Annotated in this window: 11 protein-coding genes; 4 read left to right on the plus strand and 7 right to left on the minus strand. The window is 45.1% G+C overall.

Annotated features, from left to right (window positions below; all coding sequences use genetic code 11):
* Positions 1–12: 12 nt before the first annotated feature.
* Positions 13–1404, minus strand: a complete 1392-nt coding sequence (locus BK120_RS23960; protein ID WP_076270029.1) for an ABC transporter substrate-binding protein — start codon at positions 1402–1404, stop codon at positions 13–15.
* A 552-nt stretch (positions 1405–1956) separates the two neighbouring features.
* Here BK120_RS23960 and tlp point away from each other — a divergent pair.
* On the plus strand, positions 1957–2172 hold the full coding sequence (tlp, locus tag BK120_RS23965; RefSeq protein WP_076270030.1) for a small acid-soluble spore protein Tlp: 216 nt from the start codon (positions 1957–1959) through the stop codon (positions 2170–2172).
* A 99-nt stretch (positions 2173–2271) separates the two neighbouring features.
* On the opposite strand, the gene BK120_RS23970 is transcribed toward tlp, so the two are convergent.
* From BK120_RS23970 to BK120_RS23980, 3 genes are all read right to left on the minus strand, one after another.
* Positions 2272–3138: a MurR/RpiR family transcriptional regulator gene (locus BK120_RS23970; protein WP_076270167.1), complete on the minus strand. Its 867-nt coding sequence runs from the start codon at positions 3136–3138 to the stop codon at positions 2272–2274.
* Between the two features lie 102 nt (positions 3139–3240).
* A complete protein-coding gene (locus BK120_RS23975) occupies positions 3241–3981 on the minus strand; it encodes a glycerophosphodiester phosphodiesterase (protein WP_076270031.1) in 741 nt (246 codons plus the stop codon).
* Positions 3962–4996, minus strand: a complete 1035-nt coding sequence (locus tag BK120_RS23980; RefSeq protein WP_076270032.1) for a phosphotransferase — start codon at positions 4994–4996, stop codon at positions 3962–3964. Before BK120_RS23980 ends, BK120_RS23975 begins: the two co-directional genes overlap by 20 nt.
* Positions 4997–5183: 187 nt before the next feature.
* Between BK120_RS23980 and BK120_RS23985 the strand changes: the two genes are divergently transcribed.
* From BK120_RS23985 to BK120_RS23995, 3 genes are all read left to right on the plus strand, one after another.
* On the plus strand, positions 5184–6764 hold the full coding sequence (locus BK120_RS23985; protein ID WP_076270033.1) for an FAD-dependent oxidoreductase: 1581 nt from the start codon (positions 5184–5186) through the stop codon (positions 6762–6764).
* A gap of 179 nt (positions 6765–6943) precedes the next feature.
* A complete protein-coding gene (locus BK120_RS23990; RefSeq protein ID WP_179089884.1) occupies positions 6944–9646 on the plus strand; it encodes a glycoside hydrolase family 10-like protein in 2703 nt (900 codons plus the stop codon).
* Positions 9647–9669: 23 nt separating this feature from the next.
* Positions 9670–10485, plus strand: a complete 816-nt coding sequence (locus BK120_RS23995; protein WP_076270035.1) for a creatininase family protein — start codon at positions 9670–9672, stop codon at positions 10483–10485.
* 63 nt (positions 10486–10548) lie between these two features.
* On the opposite strand, the gene BK120_RS24000 is transcribed toward BK120_RS23995, so the two are convergent.
* The 3 genes from BK120_RS24000 to BK120_RS24010 all read right to left on the minus strand — a co-directional run bounded on the left by BK120_RS24000 (position 10549) and on the right by BK120_RS24010 (position 15057).
* Positions 10549–11097, minus strand: coding sequence for an SGNH/GDSL hydrolase family protein (locus tag BK120_RS24000; protein WP_076270168.1), 549 nt, complete (start codon positions 11095–11097; stop codon positions 10549–10551).
* Positions 11098–11247: 150 nt separating this feature from the next.
* A complete protein-coding gene (locus BK120_RS24005; protein ID WP_256711008.1) occupies positions 11248–14013 on the minus strand; it encodes an alpha-mannosidase in 2766 nt (921 codons plus the stop codon).
* Positions 14014–14103: 90 nt separating this feature from the next.
* Positions 14104–15057: a carbohydrate ABC transporter permease gene (locus tag BK120_RS24010; protein ID WP_076270037.1), complete on the minus strand. Its 954-nt coding sequence runs from the start codon at positions 15055–15057 to the stop codon at positions 14104–14106.
* Positions 15058–15065 lie beyond the last annotated feature (8 nt).

Consider the following 15065-nt stretch of genomic DNA (forward strand, 5'->3'; position numbering starts at 1 on the left):
TAGTCTCATCCTTTATTGTGCTGTCTTTGTTGTTGTTTGTGTATTCAAATCCTTATCAATCGCATCCTGCGCAATTTGTTTATTTCGCTCAAGCACCGTCTCTGGCGACTCGCCGCGATTGGCAATCGAATAGGAAATATCGCTTAAAGCTCCGCCTAGCGGTAGAAAAATAGGCTGTGCATATTTGAGAGAATCGAGCATCACTTCAATATCGCTTTCATCAGCAAGCAGCTGCTTCTCCGCTTCCTCGCGGTTAATCGGCTCTACGCGATCCCACATTTGAATTTGTTCCCAAATATAAGCTTTCTCTTTTGCTCTCTTAACGATGGCAGGGATATAGAACTGCACGTAGTTTTCAATGCTGCCTTGCCATGTTGTTGCTTTTGGACCTTTAGGGAAATAAACAAAACCTTGCTCATCGGTCATTGTTGTTCTTGTTGCGCCTTCCCACACTTCACCAGTCACCATCGCGGCTTTACCGGAGTTGAATAACGTTTGCGACTCATTGTAATCCTCGAAATTCTCGTTTTTGTTAGGAGCGACGACTTTATGCACATTAAACAGATCACTAAAAAATCGAAGTGCTTCTAATAGGTTTGGATCGTCATAGTTGAAGACGTTTTTGCCGTTTTTGAGTGTAATAAAGGAGGAGTTGTTGGAGTGAATCAAGATGCGTGATAGATTTCCGACGATATTGGTGACGCCCCATTGGTCGATTACACCGTCGCCGTTCGTATCTTTTGTCGCTTTTTTGGCGATGTCTAGGAAAGCGTCCCATGTCCATTTGTCTTGAGCGATCAAATCATGCGGATCTGGAAGACCTTCGCGCTCAAATAATGTTTTATTGTAGTAGAGACCAGAGGCGTTGTTGATATTGGAGGTAAAGCCGTACATTTTGCCATTGACCGCACCGTGCTGCTTCAAGCCTGCAGGCCATTTGGGATCATCAAAATTGAAGAAATCATCCACCGGCATAAACAATCCTTGATTGATGGCCGGCACTGCAAAATAGTAATCCAAAGGTACGATATCGGCTGCCGACTCACCAGAGAGCGCGGCGTTTGTAACCATTTTTATGTTCTCGCCCCAAGGTACCTTCTCCCATACGATCTTCACATTATATTTCTTCTCGGCAGCCCGCCACTTCTCGAGTGTCGCTGCACCTTCCGGCGTATCCTCTGACGGTCCGTCGACCCAGTGAATAATTTTTAACGTCTCGCCGTTCATGTCGATAACCGGCTCTACAGGCGGAGCTTCTGTCGGAGCTGCCGTTTCGACAGTCGTATCATTCGTAGGCTTGTTCGTCGCTTTCTCACTTCCGTTATTGGTGCCCTTGCTGCATGCCGATACAAAAACGAGCGTAACCGTCAATAAAACCATTGCAAACCATTTTATTTTCCGCATAGCTTTACCCCTCCAATGGATGAAATGCAAGAGCTCATGCTTACTCTACATTTGCTGCGATCAACTGCTGTTTGGTCATCCCTCCCTGTTATCAGTTCAAGTTCCAACCCCGCATCGATGCCTTCATGCCCCACTTACTTGGAAGGTTTCGGCTTACTTTTTATGTGATTGTCATGGTAGTCCACCAATAATGAGATGCTATAAATCCTTCCAGAAAGTGATGATCTTTCCTGTTTACAACATATCATCACTGGAGGAATTTTTCAATAATTTTATTTTTTCTGAAAGAAAATTCTTTTATTTAAAATTCTTCTAAAAATCTGTTTGGAAAAGTCGTATTTTAAAAGGTTCGTCCTTTATCGGGTGAATCCTTTTTTAAGCTATCACACAACGGATTTTTTCTCCACTATTAATTTATATATTAAAAAAATATGCCTTTATTCTATATTGTCAGAAAATTTAAACATTAGCTGTCAACGCTCTCTATTGGCATAATTTCGGTGCTTGTCGGACATCTTAATCAGGACTATTGTACAGAGAGTAGGTTTACAAATGGCTAAACCAGACAACAGAGAAGATAATGCCGCTCATTTGCAGCAGCATATTAACAACACAAAAGAAAATTTGCAAGAAGCTGAACAGTACTTAAATGAATTTGCAGATGAATTATCTTCGGATCAGCAGCAATCGATCGAAGCCAAAAACGAGCGCCGCAAAGAAAGCATCCAATCTTTCGCAGCGGAGAAGCAGGACGAAGCAGGGCAATAAACGCTCTTTATCTTTATAAAGCCCATCAAAAAAGGAGACCCAAATGAGGGTCTCCTTTTTTGATGGGCTTTGCGATATGATCGAAAGATTGCCTATCGATTAATACAGCTTGTCTACGACGGAGCGAGCCGTCTTCTCCAAAGCTTCTGTGGCATTATTTTTCTTATGAGACAACAAATTGCACAAAATATCCAATAAATGTACCTGAGTAATTTTTGTTGACCAAGATCCGCCTTCGGTAGGCATCTCACGTGAGGGCACCAATAAAATGGTGTCGGCATGTGCTGTAATCGGAGAACGCATATGGCTTGTCAAACAAATGACCTCAGCTCCATTAGCTCTCGCTTGGCGCAGCGGATCTACCAGATCCCTCGTGCTTCCCGAGGTTGATATGCCAAACACCACTTCCCCTTTCTTCACGAGCGATGCAGACATCGCGATAATATGGGAATCTCTATGCGCCTCCACATTCATTCCAATTCGCATCAGCCTATAATGAAGATCAAGCGCTGTAATACCGGATGATCCTACTCCAAAAATATAAATTTTGTCCGCTGCGAGCATCCGATGGACTGCTTTGTCCAAATCCGCCGGATTGATTAGATCAAGCGTATTTTTTAGCATCATCTCGTTGCGAAGCGTAATCTTTCTTGCCTTCGTCAGCGTGCTGTCTTCTTCTTCTATTTCAACGGTCGAGTACGACGGACGGTTGACCAAATCCTGCGCAATAGACAGCTTAAACTCTTGGTAGCCGCGGAAGCCTAACTTGCGGCAAAACCGAATAACGGACGTTTCGCCTACCCCCGCCTGCTCAGATAAATCGGTTACCGTCGCCATAACCGCTTCCTCGGGATTTGATTTTACATAGTCGGCTACTTTTTTCTCCGCTTTGGTCAAGGAAGTATATATACTCGAAATCAACAAAAGCGTATTGGATTGGTTAATTTTTTGACCTGCCATCTTCATCGTATCAGCTCGCTTCATAGTGTACTTATCTAAATAGTTTAGATGATCTACTCATGGCTTACAATAAATGTAATACCCTCAAAACATCCTGATCAATCCCTATCACTTCACATAATCAGGATAATCGGTAATAATGCCATCAACGTTAAGATCGAGCAATGGCGGCACTTCCGCTGCCGAGCGAACCGTCCAAGGCGTCGTTTTTTTGCCTAAAGCATGAATGGTGTCTATGAAACTTTTCGTAACGAGATTCAAGCTCGGGTTCACATAATCTGCATACACGACTGTTTCTTGAAGCTTCTCTGCCGTTACATCTTCAGACTGATAAACAAGCAAACCAACTAGAACCTGGGGCATAATAGCACTAAATCGCTTCACAGAGCTCTGATCAAAAGATTGAACAATAATAGAAGCAGGATCTTCATCCAGCATGCCGTGAGCACGCAGCTCTTCGGCTAACTTCTGCTCTATCCCCGGATACAGCCAAGGCGCCTTAATCTCGATTAAGATACCGATTTTCCCTTTGCATAAGTCGAATACCTCTGATAGTGTTGGCATTCGTTCACCTTCAAATTTCGCATTAAACCAGCTTCCTGCGTCCAGTTCACTCAGCTGAGCCATCGTAAAGTCCAGCACTTTGCCTCTGCCATTACTCGTACGATCAACCTCTGTATCATGAATAACAACAAGCTGCCCATCCTTCGTAAGCTGAATATCCAGTTCCAAGAAATCAGCCTTCATCTCGATCGCAAGCTGAAACGACGCCATCGTATTCTCGGGTGCATACCCGGCCGCACCTCGGTGGGCAATGACGATAATTTTTTTATTTATTGCTGGTTTCATTCTGATCCCTCTCCTCTATCCATGCCATCCACTCATCAATATTTGCTGACATTTCCTTTAAGGACGAGAAGGTCAACAGCACCTGCTCATTGCCAAGCTGCTGCTCCGACTCACCGAAAATATCTGTGTGCAGCGAACGTCTCATATTGTACTCCAGCCATTCGAGCATACTGCCCATTCTGCCGTAGAAAGCTTCCTTCACATGCGTTAGCTCTGTCCCGCCGGCCTTTTGATATGAGCCTAGCATCGTCATAAAAGTCTCTTTATTGACGTGTCCCGTATCAATCCCGCTCCAGCTTAAGGCAGCATCAAGCAGCTCCATTGTTGGATTTGTTGAACCAGCTGCTTCCCAGTCAATAATATGCGGATGAAGACCGTCCCTCCAAACGACGTTTTTCGGATTCAAATCGCGATGGCTGAAGCACTGGCTATCGTTCAACATCTGGCTGGCTTGCTGATACTGATGATTCCATTCTAACAAGTCATTGAATCCAGCATCCATCTGCTGCGCCCATGGCGTCGCTGACCTGAGTCCATCATCTATCAAATTCCTGAAGTAGTCCTGCCCGAAGGAGGTCCATAGTGGACTATGCTGCTCCTCGAATTTCAAATTGTGAATCTTATGAAGCAAAGCTCCAATTATACTTGCGTGTTCCCTGCGGCAATCAGCAGGAGTAATGACAGCTCCATCAATCCAATCAAATAGCATAACATCCACACCAGAAACCTGAGTAATGATGTCATTATTAACCGTCTTTGCTAAGACGACAGGTATACCTGCACTTGCTGCGGCTGCTGCAATACGCTCCGAGAGCAAATAGTTGGACAATACACCTGCTCTTGACATAATTTCAGGGTTTAATATTTTCAAGGCGAATTGCCCTTCTGTTGTGCTGAGCTTCCACATGTGATGAAGCAAACCGCCAGTGACCGGACTTGGCTGAATGAGCGGCTCTCCAATCTCGTAATGAATACAAAGACTCGTAACCCATTGCATATTGATCTCTTGAGGCAATAGAATCCCTCCTCTTTCCTTCAATTGACTTTCACAAATTAAAATAATGTTCGGATATAGGCTCCATGGCCTGCCAGAATTTTGAAAAAGATATTTTTTTTAATAATATCATAATTGGTGGATATAATCTCTATCTCGTGTTACGATATAGCAAATTTTCATTCAATTCTAGAAGGGCGGGACTCGAATGGAACAACAATCGATTACGGCTGACATTATTATACTTGGCGGAGGGCTTGGCGGATGCATGGCTGCACTATCCTCAGCCAAGTTAGGCATGAAGGTGATTGTTACAGAAGAAACGGATTGGATTGGCGGGCAATTGACTAGTCAAGCCGTTCCTCCCGACGAGCATCCTTGGATTGAAAGCTTCGGCTGCACCCGCACATATCGTGAGTTTCGGGGCCGTATTCGCCGCTATTACAAGGATAATTATCCCTTAGTAGAAGACGCCAAAAACAATGATCGCCTAAACCCAGGAAACGGCTGGGTCAGCCGACTTTGCCATGAGCCAAAAGCCGCGCTTCATGTGCTTGAGACCATGCTTGCCCCTCATATCAGCAGTGGAAAAATAACTATTCTACTCGGCTGTCAATTAGAGTCGGTTGAAGCAAACGAAGACCTGATTGAATCTGTCCTTATCAAACATATCACCTCAGGTGAAATGAAGAAGCTGCATGGCTCCTACTATTTGGACGCGACCGAATGCGGCGACCTTCTTCCTCTTGCCGGTGCAGAGTATGTATCAGGAGCTGAAGCAAAAGCTGAAACGGGAGAACCGCATGCGCTTGAGCAGGCCGATTCCCTTGATATGCAATCCTTTACGTATGTATTTGCTTTGGATCACATGGAGAACGCGGATTATACGATTGAGAAACCAGAGCAGTATGACTTTTGGCGAAGCTTCATTCCTGCGCATTCACGTTTCCCGCTGTTCGGCTGGAAAATGGGAGACATTCATGATCCGTGCCAGGACAAAGAAATTATCTTCATGCCCGATGGGAAAGAACCCATGCCCTTCTGGACTTACAGGCGCATAATTGACCGTTCTTTGTTTAAAGAAGGCTCGTTTGAAAGCGATATCACTTTAATTAACTGGGCACAAAACGATTATTATTTAGGACCTATTTATGAGGTAACTGAAGAAGAAAAACAAAAACATTTGAAGAGTGCGCGTCAGCAAAGTCTATCGCTCGTTTATTGGCTGCAAACGGAAGCACCGCGTCCAGATGGAGGCATTGGTTATCCCGGCCTTCGACTTCGCGGTGACATTGTTGGAACAGAAGATGGTATTGCCAAACATCCTTATATACGGGAATCTCGCAGAATAAAGGCGCAGTATACGATTACGGAGCATGATGTCAGCCTCGAAATCAGGGGGGATCAAGGGATCAAACGATATGAGGACAGTGTAGGCGTCGGAAGTTATCATCTAGATCTCCACACAACAACAAAATCCAATCGCGGCTTCTACATTCCCAGCTTGCCTTACGAAATTCCGCTCGGAGCCCTCCTCCCCGTTCGGATGAAAAATTTGCTCCCTGCGTGTAAAAATATTGGCACCACTCAAATTACAAACGGCTGCTACCGGCTGCATCCAACCGAATGGAACATCGGTGAATCTGCAGGTTATTTAGCCGCTTACTCCATTATAAATCAAGTCACCCCGCATGAAGTACGAGAAAATAAGCAGCATCTGGAAGCTTTCTTAACGCTTATTCAAAATCAAGGCATTGAGACGCATTGGCCAGAAAATTTAAAGCAATAGATAGAAAATAAAAATATTATCCTCTTTTTATAAAATTTATGGAAAAACGATCCGCTTGCTGGTACACTACTGCTAGATAAACAATCCATCATGAACATGAACAGCTACTTTATCCGAAAGGCGGTGAAGTGTAAGGTTCTGTTTTATGCGTACAAATGAGAAGATTCGAGGTGTATGCCATGATGACCAAACGATTGTTTAATCTCGTCCTTTGTGTTGCCCTTCTTCTGATCAGCATTTCTTCAACCGCCTTCTCAGAGCCCGCTTCTCCTGACCAGCCATCCATTACACTTGAGGACGGCACAAACCACATCGTTGACCTCATTAATCAAGAGAGTCAAGACAACAAACTCATGATATTTACCCGCAGCTACGGAACCACAACAAAACCTCCGCTCGTTCCGACAACAGAAGCCATTATTACAAACGATATCGTTACAGCCATATACACAAACAGCACTAACGGCACTTATATTCCTGCTAACGGATACGTCATATCTGGAACGGGAAACAAAGCTCCATTGATCAGCGGCTTCAAGATTGGAGATTCCATTACTACGAGCTTTCCTATATCGGTTTATCCAGCCCAATATTTCACCGTTAATGAAGAGATCGTTCCAATTACTCAGGTTAATGCAGGGCGCGGAGCCGCGGATATCGTTCTGTATTTGCCAGAATACGGCCCTGCAACAAAAACAAATCCATGGGGCATGGAGATCACGGTTGACGGAGGTTCCGTTACGCGAATAGCAACGATGACGCAGGATACTAGCGGCAATTGGCTCGATAACAACTCATCCATTCCTGCGAGTGGATACGTTCTCTCTATTCAAGCTGAAAGTCCGTTTTTTGCCAAATTAAATGGAACTGTGCGGATTGGAGATGCCGTTGAATTGAATATGAACAATGAAGTGTTAGTTGAAGCCTCCAAAGTAGGATACGACGCCTTAAATCCGCGAACGAGAGAAGATAATCCCGGAGGCTGGGATGACGGCAGCAATGAACCATACCCCGGACACCGCGGAACGGATCAGCTCATTATTTACGACAACAGCTATGGCGCAGCAACGGGAACAAATCCTTGGGGATACGAGGTTGTCGTAAACTCGGAAGGCAAGGTCACGCAGGTGAGCGGCAATAATTCTACCATTCCAGCTGGCGGATATGTCATATCCGGGCATGGCGTCAAAGCAAGCTGGCTAAGCGAGCATGTATCCATAGGCAGCAGCTTCAAGCTGCTCACGGATAAGAAACAAACGTTATTTCTGTTCACGCCAGAATCCTATCTGGATAAAGCGCAAATAGGAATAGATGCTGCAAAGCAAAAGCTTATTCTCTCCAAGCAGCAGTTTCTAGACATTAACTACAACGGTATGGAACAGCAAATTACATCTGCACAAGCAGCATTGGTCGATTTGAAAAGCCAGATTGCACAAGGTGATTTCGCTTCCTTCACCGTCCAGTTCGCAGAGCTGAACGCACGGGTGGAGAAAGCCAGCTTCATGGGCTATGAATCCCGCACTGTAGACCATCGATCCATTTGGATTCGTCCGAAGGAAACGAATCTGGGGCAGGTTCAGCAGCATATTGCGAAGCTTCACGCTTTAAATATCAACTCCATTTACTTAGAGACGTGGTGGAATGGCTTTACGATTTACCCAACGAGCCATCCGCTAGCTGCTCAAAATCCGATTTATGGCGGTTTTGACGTATTGAACGCCTATATAACTGAAGCCAAAAAAGCAGGCATCGAGGTTCATGCATGGGTCGAAAACTTTTTGGTAGGCGTCGGCAGTATGGCAGGTCCCGTCAGAAGCCTTAAGCCGGAATGGTCCATGATCAGTAGACAAGGCCACGATTATCAAGACGTTCCGCTTTACAACACCCAGTACTACTTCCTAAACCCTGTAAGGCCTGAAGTACGGGACTTTGTTTCTGAAATTTATAAGGAGCTGCTTCAGAAATATAAAGTAGACGGCTTGCATTTGGACTATATTCGTTATCCCGATGCAGGTGATTACACGAACGATTTTGGTTATGACTCTTATACGCGCAATCTGTTCAAGCAGAAGCATGGCGCAGATCCGATCGACCTCCATCCCGGCGACAACCTTTGGCAAGCGTGGGTTGATTTTAGAAAAAATACGATTAATGAGTTCGTATATCGGATCTCCAGTGAAGCCAAAAAATTGAAGCCGGATATCCGAGTCTCAGCCGCCGTATGGCCAAACTATGTGAATGGGCCAGAGTTCATGCACCAGGAGCCAAAGGATTGGATTGCCAAAAACTATATCGACCAGCTCTTTCCGATGTCCTATCATCCAGACGCTTCATCTGTTGCCACAGATTCCTTAAACTCCGTTGCACTCGCAAACAACAAAGCGCTGATCGTCATTGGTGTCGGAACGAATCTCGGCTTAACGAAGGAGATGCTGCTTAAACAAATAAACGAATCCGTCGCAGTAGGCGTCTCCGGCTCAGCTTTGTTCGAATTTGAATCGTTGTTTGGAAATGAATATGACAAAGCGCTTTTAGCAGGGCTCTACAGCAAACCCGCTATCGTGCCAGACAAAGATGTTTTAACATCCTTCAAAACGATCATTTCCGAAATGCAGCGCAAAATCAAACAGATTTATGTCCCGCTTAATGGGATGGATAACGATAAGAAATATGTAAAAGAGCTGGAGCAGCTTGAAAAAAGCTGGAAGGATAAAAAATCAGCCGGCAAGGACGCCAAAGAAGCACTTAAGAAAATAGAGAAGCTTCTGGAGCGTATCGAATCGGATCGTGCTTTGAACATAGAGGTTAAAAAACGAATGGCTGCGGATCTTAATTATTTGGAAACCATTATTCTCGTTTACGTATCCAAGGCAGCCCACTAAACAACACAGAGAGGACCAACTGTATGTTATGGGAAAACTTAACCGTCAAGGAATTTGAGGCGGCCGTGAAGTCAACGAACCGAGTCTGTGTCCTGCCGATCGGCTGTCTTGAAAAGCATGGCGACCATCTTCCCCTCGGAACGGATATGATGATCGCTAGAGAAATCGTAGAGAATTCAGCTCAATTAGAGTCATGTGTTATCTTTCCTTATTATATTTTCGGCCAAGTATCCGAGGTGAAGCATTACGCAGGCACAGTTGCTCTTGGCAGCGAGCTGCAGCTGCGCCTCTTGCAGGAAGTGTGCAAGGAAATTAGGCGCAACGGCTTCAACAAAATTATTTTGGCCAATGGGCACGGCGGCAATAACAATCTGCTGAGCTATTTCGTCCAAACGATGCTCGATGAACGCAAGGATTATGTTGTGTACGCCTATAATCTATGGGAATTAAATGCCGAGCAGCTTGCTCATCTTGATCAATCCTATGAAACGCCAGATGACTATGGGCATGCCGATCATATGGAAACATCGCAAATTCTTCATATTAATCCGTCTCTTGTCCATATGGACCGTTTGAATCCAGGCGAGTGGGAGTCCAAAGGTCTTGGACGAACGCTAACGGAGCATAGGCTGTCCGCTGGCATCCATTGGTATATGGAATTTCCAAATCAGATTGCGGGCGATCCTTCATTGTCGACGGCAGCGTATGGTAAGGAGTATATTTCAATGTGCGCAAGCAACTTCGCCAAAGCGATACACGCTGTCAAAAATGATGAAACCTCTTTGCAGCAGCAAACCTCTTTTTTTGATCGATGCGACGATGTGAACCTTATCCGTTAAAACAAGAAATGGCAGTCCGGCCTAGCTACAGGCTTTGGACTGCCATTTCTCTTACTCCTTAGATTACAAAAATTTATGTATGTGCTCGATGACTTTCTCCGCGCATCTACGATTTCCTCGTTCAGATAAGTGCAAACGGTCCTCGCAAATATGTAATGCTAGATCTTCTTTTATGGCAGCATTCAGATCATTTATTTGTATGCCTAGGCTTTCCAGCAGCTTTACAGCTGCCGCATTGTATAAATCGATCTCTGCATTGCTGCGCCCAATCGCATCGGCTGGAACAGGCGTCGTTGTTGCAAATATGATGTTTGCACCCGTTCTTTGCAGCTCATTCGCCGTTCGTTTAAGCGTTTCCAAATATTCTTCTAATGAAGTAAGTGCCTCGACCATTGGCGCTTCATGATGCAAATCCCATAATCCGTTGTTCCAATGAACGATATCTGGTTTGCCCAGATCTCTAATCCACAAATTAACTCCCCATAACGTATGTTTCGCAAATCTGCCGTTCTCCTCAGGTGCGACAACCTCTGCCGTTTCATTCAAAGCCTCGCGCACAAGCGGTTCATAGCCCATTCGGATCGAATCTCCGAGCAGCAGTACTCTTTTCACCTGTAACACCTTCCCCTTGTTTTCATAATATTTGCCCATGCCGCAAACTTGATGCTTACGTCCATGTCAACCTCATCCCTCTTGAAATATAGCACACCCCCAACCGTTTCTCAAAGACAGTTAGGGGTGTGTTATACTCCGTATGCTAATTTACAAAGAAACATCTAAACTAAGCGTAATGATTTCAGCGGGACGAACCACCATTCGGCCAAGCTCTGACTCCTCCAGCCTCTGCTCCATAACGCTGCTGCGATGTGCTGCGTTCACGCCTAGCGTAGGGTATACGCTTAACGTTTGCTCATCTCGTGATAGATTATACCAGCGCGCGATCAAATCCCCCGTGTTCTCCGATACCTTAAGAGCAGACAAACATAGTTTGTCACCCTCCCATTGCATAAAGGAAAAACTACTTGGAAGCTCACCCTCTTGTGTACCCGTCTGCTTTACTATCCATGGAACTTGATATTGATAAGCTTCCTTCATCGATGCCATAGCTCCATGCCCAATGAACTCCGACTTTGCATGCTGATTCTCTACCGGAAACGGTATAATTTCAAGCTTAACCGTATGCTCGCCGAGACACTGCGCCTCAGGGGTCGGGAAGTATCCCCAATCACCTAGCTCCCCCACCGCACGCAGCAAAGTAACCGCAATGGTATTGTTTTCATCTTCTTCTCGCAAAACTTCATATTCATTTAAACCAAGGTTGGCGATCGTAACTCCCTGCTTCTCGCCTATCAACGTCACAAAAGCTTGCTGATGCTGACAATTGCTTGGGTTTCTCCATTCCTCCGATGGGGTATTATCCCGCTCCACCACTTCAAAGATTGAATCTGCCAAATGTGTCTTCGATTGAAAGTCTACCGGGAACAACATACGCAAACGATGGTCAAGAGCCTCGTTGTTAAAGGTGGTTTCTATTTGCAGTGCTTGCCCATTTTTGTTAAGTGATACCTTCGTCTTAATCGTAAAAGGAATGTGCTTATCCGACCTGCCTGATTTTCGTCCAGTAAACCAAATCAGCTCTTCTCTCTCCTGCTGCAACAGCTCTTCTGCCGACTTTGGGATTAACATCTGGTGCGTAATTTCAAAGCTGGCTTGAAAAGGTGTATCTTCCGTTATGCGTATTTCGGCTCGAAGGCCTCTCGTTGTCAGCGGGACGTCACCGTTTGGCTGGCGGTACATATACTCATTACCAATGTCTCCTGTATCTTCATATATGCACTGATTGCGCAGCACTTCATTCGAACGATGATCATCAATAGTCAAGGAACCGTCATCAGCGATCGTTACAGTCAAATAATCATTGCCCATCTCTCGTTCATTTCTAATTAGAGAGCCTTCTTCAGCTTGAAGCTGTTTAGAAAGATCATTTCTAATCAGCGCATAGGTTTTGTAGCCAAGTGCTGGTACACCGTGCGACTCAAATTGAATACGTACTTTTCTAGCAAAATAAGGCTGACGGAATTGATCCTCGGGCAAATCGTATCCGAATTGTACGCCTAGATCTTCTATGCCGCTGGATACCTTACTGCCCTCTGACTCTACGAGGTATAGACCTGCTAAATCAATTTCCTTCAGTCGCTGCTTCATCGTGTAAAAATCTATTCCACTATTGAAATAGATGCGCTCGATTTCAACATCAGTGGAAACAACACCAGAACGCAGCCAGCCCGTTGTATTAACAACAACGAGTGTAGAAGCAACCTCTCCAAAGGTAGCAAATTCGCTCGTATCTACCTTCGAAGCGACCGCGGATAAACTGTCTTCGATAATACTTTCGGCGACATGCTTACTTTTGGCAAAACGGGTCACCATCTCTGCATGGACCTCATCGACACTGCATCCGCAAATGCTGTCATGCGGATGGTTTTGCATCAATGTTTTCCAAGCATATGTGAATAGATGATGAGGATAAGCATGGCCTGTCAAATAAGCAAAGGCTGCTATCGGTTCGGCCACTTTCTCCAGCAGCGTCTGACCTGTTTGGTTCATTTGCTTAAGATAGATTCGCGAAGATGCAGTATTAACAAGTGTCGACCAGCCATCGGTATGCTGGCTTCTCAGTTCACCTTTGACGATGGACAATTTCTCAGGGAGCGATGCGGTTACCGCCTCAATATAATCTTCAAAATTCGAATGGACAAATTGATATTCCGGAAATAGCTGCTGCGCAGTCGCAATAGCTTGTGCTACATCCGTCTGCACCGGCTGATGATCGCAGCCATTCATCATGAGCCAGTGAGGCGTTGAAGCATACTCGGCGACGTCCTTTAATTTACGCTGCCAATAAGCACCGGCCGCTTCTGGCTCAGTTGGAATTTCATTGCCGTTGCTGTACCAATTGGCGAACAGAATGCCGGTCACTCTTGAGCCGTCAGGAGCCTCCCATATCATCTCGGAGAACGGTGATTCGTAGGCTTTCGTTTGAGAAACCTCATTATTAAAGCCAGTTGGCTTCACACCGCGTCCGAACACAGCATTCTCGATCCCTGCTTGCAGCATCAGCTGCGGTGCTTGCCCAATGTTTCCGAACGAATCCGGGAAATAACCCACCTTTGCAGCTTTGCCGAACTGCATAGCATCTCGGTGTCCATAAGCGAGATTGCGTACATTTGCTTCACCGCTCGTCAAAAATTCATCTTGCAAAATATACCACGGTCCAATATGAATGCGTCCTTCGCGAACATACTGCTCAAGCAGCGCTCTTTTTTCCGGACGAATTTGCAAATAGTCTTCTAATATAATCGTCTGGCCATCAAGATGAAAGCTTTTGAAATTCGAATCTCGCTCCAGCGTCTCAAGCAATCGATCGATAAGCGCAATTAATCTAACATGGTGCTTCTCATATGGCAAGTACCATTCCCTGTCCCAATGGGTGTGTGAAATGATATGAACAGTAGTAGATGATATCAAAGTATCCTTCTCCATTCTCTGTTTGGGATGAAAGCAAAGACGCTGCTCCACGTGCTTGCCTAATGCCGATTAATGCTCACTTTGCTTGCGTTAGCCTACGATGCCTGTACGTTCTACACTTTCGACGAAATAGCGCTGTACGAACAAGTACATAATAATAAGCGGGAGCATAAGCAGGAGAACGCCCGTATTCAGCAGCATGGATTGATACACAAGATCAGGTTCTTTGCCAAGCACAGAGCCCATGTCTGCTAACTGAGTTGACAATACTTTTACTTTGCTGAGAAACAACGAGACATAATAGCTGTCATTCCACTGCCATACGAAGGAAAACAGCACAACCGTAACAATTGCAGGAACGGCATTCGGCAGCATGATCTTATAGAAGGTTTTAAAAACACCTGAGCCGTCAACAACGGCCGCTTCTTCAATCTCCTTCGGAATGCCTCGGAAAAATTGCCGAAAAATATAAATATAAAGACCGTTTTTGAGCCCCATTCCCGTTGCGGATGAAATCAGGAAAGGCCAAAAGGTATCAATTAGATTAAAGCTGTCCCTCTTCGAAAACAAACCTACTAAACCGAACATATCAAAGTACCTATACGTTAAATATAGCGGAATCATAATCGTCTGCGGCGGTACAACAATGGTGAATATAACGAATCCAAAGAGGATGCCGCTGCCTTTAAACTTCAATTTTGCAAAAGCGTATGCCGCTAGCGCACAGGATGCGAGTTGAATGGCAGTCGTTCCCGCCGATATCAAAAACGTATTCAGTAGAGTAGCCCAGTAGTGGGTCGCTTCCATCGCAATTTTAAAATTATCCAACGTGAAGTTTCTAGGAATCCACAGCACCGTCGGATCATAGATATCAATTTTGTTGCGGAATGCGACCGAGAAACGAAGAAATAGCGGAAATAATATAATAAAACAAAAACCAGAAACGAGTACTGACCTTAGCAACGTCCATAACAATCGCTTCGATCTCTCGACCGGATTATAGTGGCGGTGAAACCTTTCCGCGTGAATGGCCGGCAGCTTCATGGCCTCTC

It is taken from the genome of Paenibacillus sp. FSL A5-0031 (genome assembly GCF_001956295.1).
Lineage (GTDB): Bacteria > Bacillota > Bacilli > Paenibacillales > Paenibacillaceae > Pristimantibacillus.

Excerpts from the sequence above, each read along its gene's own strand:
- BK120_RS23995 (WP_076270035.1), top strand. The coding sequence starts at position 9,670 with ATGTTATGGGAAAACTTAACCGTCAAGGAATTTGAGGCGGCCGTGAAG.
- BK120_RS23970 (WP_076270167.1), bottom strand. The coding sequence starts at position 3,138 with ATGAAGATGGCAGGTCAAAAAATTAACCAATCCAATACGCTTTTGTTG.
- tlp (WP_076270030.1), top strand. The coding sequence starts at position 1,957 with ATGGCTAAACCAGACAACAGAGAAGATAATGCCGCTCATTTGCAGCAG.
- BK120_RS23990 (WP_179089884.1), top strand. The coding sequence starts at position 6,944 with ATGATGACCAAACGATTGTTTAATCTCGTCCTTTGTGTTGCCCTTCTT.
- BK120_RS24010 (WP_076270037.1), bottom strand. The coding sequence starts at position 15,057 with ATGAAGCTGCCGGCCATTCACGCGGAAAGGTTTCACCGCCACTATAAT.
- BK120_RS23975 (WP_076270031.1), bottom strand. The coding sequence starts at position 3,981 with ATGAAACCAGCAATAAATAAAAAAATTATCGTCATTGCCCACCGAGGT.
- BK120_RS23960 (WP_076270029.1), bottom strand. The coding sequence starts at position 1,404 with ATGCGGAAAATAAAATGGTTTGCAATGGTTTTATTGACGGTTACGCTC.
- BK120_RS23985 (WP_076270033.1), top strand. The coding sequence starts at position 5,184 with ATGGAACAACAATCGATTACGGCTGACATTATTATACTTGGCGGAGGG.